The organism is Pseudomonas sp. KCJK9111 (genome assembly GCF_046231935.1).
GTDB classification, from domain to species: Bacteria; Pseudomonadota; Gammaproteobacteria; order Pseudomonadales; family Pseudomonadaceae; genus Aquipseudomonas; species Aquipseudomonas parafulva_B.
The window spans coordinates 1-4770 of sequence record NZ_JBJJMO010000113.1 but is presented as its reverse complement, the minus strand read 5'-3'; the positions used below and the strand labels follow the sequence as shown (position 1 = coordinate 4770).

General features: G+C 61.5%; 2 protein-coding genes. Both read left to right on the top strand.

The annotated features are described in order from the left end of the window. The first annotated feature begins 204 nt into the window (after positions 1-204). A complete protein-coding gene (locus tag ACK59L_RS21260; protein WP_023536265.1) occupies positions 205-3084 on the top strand; it encodes a ribonucleoside-diphosphate reductase subunit alpha in 2880 nt (959 codons plus the stop codon). 215 nt (positions 3085-3299) lie between these two features. Further along, positions 3300-4553 carry a ribonucleotide-diphosphate reductase subunit beta gene (locus ACK59L_RS21255; RefSeq protein WP_058604336.1) on the top strand — a complete coding sequence of 418 codons (1254 nt, stop codon included), beginning with the start codon at positions 3300-3302 and terminating at the stop codon, positions 4551-4553. The last annotated feature ends 217 nt before the right edge of the window (positions 4554-4770 follow it).

Below are 4770 nucleotides of genomic sequence, written 5' to 3'. Positions count from 1 at the left end.
GTGCCGGCAACCCGGACCTGTTGTCTTCGGCCAGGGTGCTGCAGGCCGTTGCCCTTATTCCTTGGTCTGTCCCGAAGTCGGTACGCCCGCGCGCACGGTTGCGCTCGCTTTCCCCCGCACCGACAGGCAATCGAGCAAGTGGACGGAACGGTGGGCGCCCAATTGGGCGCCTGATCAATATAGAAACTGTGGAGACACCCACCCATGCAAACCGACACGACTCGCGAGAACCCGCAGGCCAAGGCCCCGCAGGTTGCCGAATCCAATCAGGATCTGGCCGCCACTGCCCCTGGCCAACTGCGTGTGATCAAGCGTAACGGTACTGTCGTCCCTTACACCGACGACAAGATCACCGTGGCCATCACCAAGGCGTTCCTCGCAGTTGAAGGCGGTACCGCCGCCGCTTCGTCGCGCATTCACGACACCGTCGCGCGCCTGACCGAGCAGGTCTCGGCCACATTCAAGCGTCGCATGCCATCGGGTGGCACCATCCACATCGAAGAAATCCAGGACCAGGTCGAACTGGCCCTGATGCGCGCCGGCGAGCAGAAAGTCGCCCGTGACTACGTCATCTACCGTGAGCAGCGCGCCAAGGAGCGCGCCACCCGCGTCAGCACCGACGCCGTGGTCGAGCCGCACCCAAGCATTCGCATCACCCTGGCCGACGGCAGCCTGGCGCCGCTGGACATGGCGCGCCTGAACACCATCATCAGCGAAGCCTGCGAAGGTCTGGCCGAAGTCGATGGCGACCTGATCCAGCGCGAAACCCTGAAGAACCTGTACGACGGCGTGGCCATCAAGGACGTCAACACCGCCCTGGTGATGACTGCTCGCACCCTGGTCGAGCGTGAGCCGAACTACTCGTTCGTCACCGCTCGCCTGCTGATGGACACCCTGCGCGCCGAAGGCCTGGCCTTCCTGAACGTCGCCGACAGCGCCACGCACCACGAAATGGCCGACTTGTATGCCAAGGCCCTGCCGGCCTACGTCGCCAAGGGCGTGGAGTTCGAGCTGCTCAACCCGGCACTGGCAGCCTATGACCTGGAGCGCCTGGGCAAGGCCATCGATCACGAGCGTGACCAGCAGTTCACCTACCTGGGCCTGCAAACCCTGTACGACCGCTACTTCATCCACAAGGATGGCGTGCGCTTCGAGCTGCCACAGGTGTTCTTCATGCGCGTGGCCATGGGCCTGGCACTGGAAGAAAAGGACAAGGAAGCGCGCGCGATCGAGTTCTACAACCTGTTGTCGTCCTTCGACTACATGGCCTCGACCCCGACCCTGTTCAACGCCGGCACCCTGCGCCCGCAGCTGTCGAGCTGCTACCTGACCACCGTCCCGGACGACCTGTCGGGCATCTACCACGCGATCCACGACAACGCCATGCTGTCCAAATTCGCAGGTGGCCTGGGCAACGACTGGACGCCGGTGCGTGCACTGGGCTCCTACATCAAGGGCACCAATGGCAAGTCCCAGGGCGTCGTGCCGTTCCTCAAAGTCGTGAACGACACCGCTGTTGCGGTCAACCAGGGCGGCAAGCGCAAGGGCGCTGTGTGTGCCTACCTGGAAACCTGGCACCTGGACATTGAAGAATTCATCGAGCTGCGCAAGAACACCGGTGATGATCGCCGTCGTACCCACGACATGAACACTGCCAACTGGATCCCTGACCTGTTCATGAAGCGTGTCTTCGACGACGGCAAGTGGACCCTGTTCTCGCCCTCGGAAGTGCCAGACCTGCACGACCTGACCGGCAAGGCCTTCGAAGAGCGCTACGAGTATTACGAAGCCCTGACCGAGTACAACAAGATCAAGGTATTCAAGACCATCCAGGCCAAGGACCTTTGGCGCAAGATGCTCTCGATGCTGTTCGAGACCGGTCACCCATGGCTGACCTTCAAGGACCCGTGCAACCTGCGCTCGCCTCAGCAGCACGTGGGCGTGGTGCACAGCTCGAACCTGTGCACCGAGATCACCTTGAACACCAACAAGGACGAGATCGCGGTCTGCAACCTGGGCTCGATCAACCTGCCGAACCACATTGTCGATGGCAAGCTCGACACCGCCAAGCTGCAACGCACCGTCAACACGGCCGTGCGCATGCTCGACAACGTGATCGACATCAACTACTACTCGGTGCCGCAAGCGCGTAACTCGAACCTCAAGCACCGTCCGGTGGGCCTGGGCATCATGGGCTTCCAGGATGCGCTGTACCTGCAGCACATCGCCTACGGCTCCGACGCTGCCGTCGAATTCGCCGACAAGTCGATGGAAGCGGTCAGCTACTTCGCCATCCAGGCCTCCTGCGACCTGGCCGACGAGCGCGGTGCCTACGAGACGTTCCAGGGCTCGCTGTGGTCCAAAGGTATCCTGCCGCTGGACTCGCAACAGATCCTGATCGAGGCCCGTGGCCAGAAGTACATCGACGTCGACCTGAACGAAACCCTGGACTGGGCGCCGGTCCGTGCCCGTGTACAGAAAGGTATTCGTAACTCGAACATCATGGCCATCGCGCCAACCGCAACCATCGCCAACATCACTGGCGTGTCGCAGTCGATCGAGCCGACCTACCAGAACCTGTACGTGAAATCGAACCTGTCGGGCGAGTTCACCGTGATCAACCCGTACCTGGTTCGTGACCTCAAGGCCCGTGGCCTGTGGGACTCGGTCATGATCAACGACCTGAAGTACTACGACGGTTCGGTACAGCAGATCGAGCGTATTCCACAAGAGCTCAAGGATCTGTACGCCACGGCCTTCGAAGTGGAAACCAAGTGGATCGTCGACGCCGCTTCCCGTCGTCAGAAGTGGATCGACCAGGCTCAATCGCTGAACCTGTACATCGCCGGTGCCTCGGGCAAGAAGCTGGACGTGACCTACCGCATGGCCTGGTACCGTGGTCTGAAAACCACCTACTACCTCCGTGCCCTGGCCGCTACCAGCACCGAGAAGTCGACCATCAACACCGGCAAGCTCAACGCCGTGTCCAGCGGTGGCGACAGCGCCCCGGTCCAGGCAGCCGGCCCTGCGCCAGTGCCCAAGGCCTGCGCGATCGACGAGCCGGACTGCGAAGCCTGCCAGTAAGGCCAGGCCGAGGCTTCCTGCGGGAAGCCTCTTTTTTGTAGAGCCGTATGCAAGCCTGCGGGTGTGGCGCTGCCGCCCCGCTACTCGATACAAAAGCCGCAGCCACGCCGCTGGGGCCAGCCCGCCACGGGCACCGCTGATTTGCGTGCACCGCACCGCAACCAAGATCTACCGGCCATACTCCACAGATGGCCCTCGAGCAGGAGACTCTCACCATGCTGAGCTGGGACGAATTCGATAAAGAAGATGACGGCGAAATCGCCGCCAAAGGCAATACCCCTGCGCAGGCACACGCCGCCGCCACCCTCGACAAGCTCGACAGCGCCGGCGGTGCCGCGGCCCTGGAAGCTCGCGCCGCCACGGCGTCGGACTCCGAGGCCGTCAAGCGCGCCAAGGCGGCCCTGGACGCCCTGGACGTTGCCGAAGGCCTGGCTGAGCTGGAAGGCTCCTCCGCCCGTGTGGCGGTGGATGAGAAGCGCATGATCAACTGCCGCGCCGACCTCAACCAACTGGTCCCGTTCAAGTACGACTGGGCCTGGCAGAAGTACCTCGACGGCTGCGCCAACCACTGGATGCCGCAGGAGGTCAACATGACCGCCGACATCGCCCTGTGGAAGAGCCAGGACGGCCTGACCGAAGACGAGCGCCGCATCGTCATGCGCAACCTGGGCTTCTTCTCCACGGCCGACTCGCTGGTTGCCAACAACCTGGCCCTGGCCGTATACCGCCTGATCACCAACCCCGAGTGCCGCCAGTACATCCTGCGCCAGGCCTTCGAGGAGGCGATCCACACCCACGCCTACCAGTACTGCATCGAGTCGCTGGGCATGGATGAAGGCGAGATCTTCAACATGTACCACGAGATCCCGTCGGTCGCGAAAAAAGCGGCCTGGGGCCTTAAGTACACCCGCGCCATCTCCGATCCGGAATTCAACACCGGCACCGTCGAGACCGACAAGGAACTGCTGCGCAACCTGATCGCCTACTACTGCGTGCTGGAAGGCATCTTCTTCTACTGCGGCTTCACTCAGATCCTGTCGATGGGCCGCCGCAACAAGATGACTGGCGTGGCCGAGCAGTTCCAGTACATCCTGCGTGACGAGTCGATGCACTTGAACTTCGGTATCGACGTGATCAACCAGATCAAGATCGAAAACCCGCACCTGTGGGATGCGGCGATGAAGGAAGAAGCCACCCAGATGATCCTGCAAGGGACCCAGCTGGAGATCGAATACGCCCGTGACACCATGCCACGCGGGGTATTGGGCATGAACGCGGCGATGATGGAGGACTACCTCAAGTTCATCGCCAACCGTCGCCTGACGCAGATCGGCCTGAAGGAAGAGTACCCAGGCACGACCAACCCGTTCCCGTGGATGAGCGAGATCATGGACTTGAAGAAGGAGAAGAACTTCTTTGAGACGCGGGTGATCGAGTATCAGACCGGTGGGGCGTTGAGCTGGGATTGATCTTCAAGCGCGCAGGTTTTCACCTCCGGCTGAAGTTTTTTCCACCAACACTAAACTGAACCCTCATGCTACAAGCGATGTTGATTGAGTGCACAAGGCCCGGATGAGCTCATTGTGCACTCAACCCCTCTGAAATTTTCTGATTCAGCCTTTGTACTGAAATCCAGTCAACGCTGAACCCTTCACTGCACCTCCGACACGTGCTACAGCAGGCGGA

Bases quoted from the DNA above. Each gene is read 5' to 3' on its own strand.
- ACK59L_RS21260 (WP_023536265.1), top strand. From the start codon at position 205: ATGCAAACCGACACGACTCGCGAGAACCCGCAGGCCAAGGCCCCGCAG.
- ACK59L_RS21255 (WP_058604336.1), top strand. From the start codon at position 3,300: ATGCTGAGCTGGGACGAATTCGATAAAGAAGATGACGGCGAAATCGCC.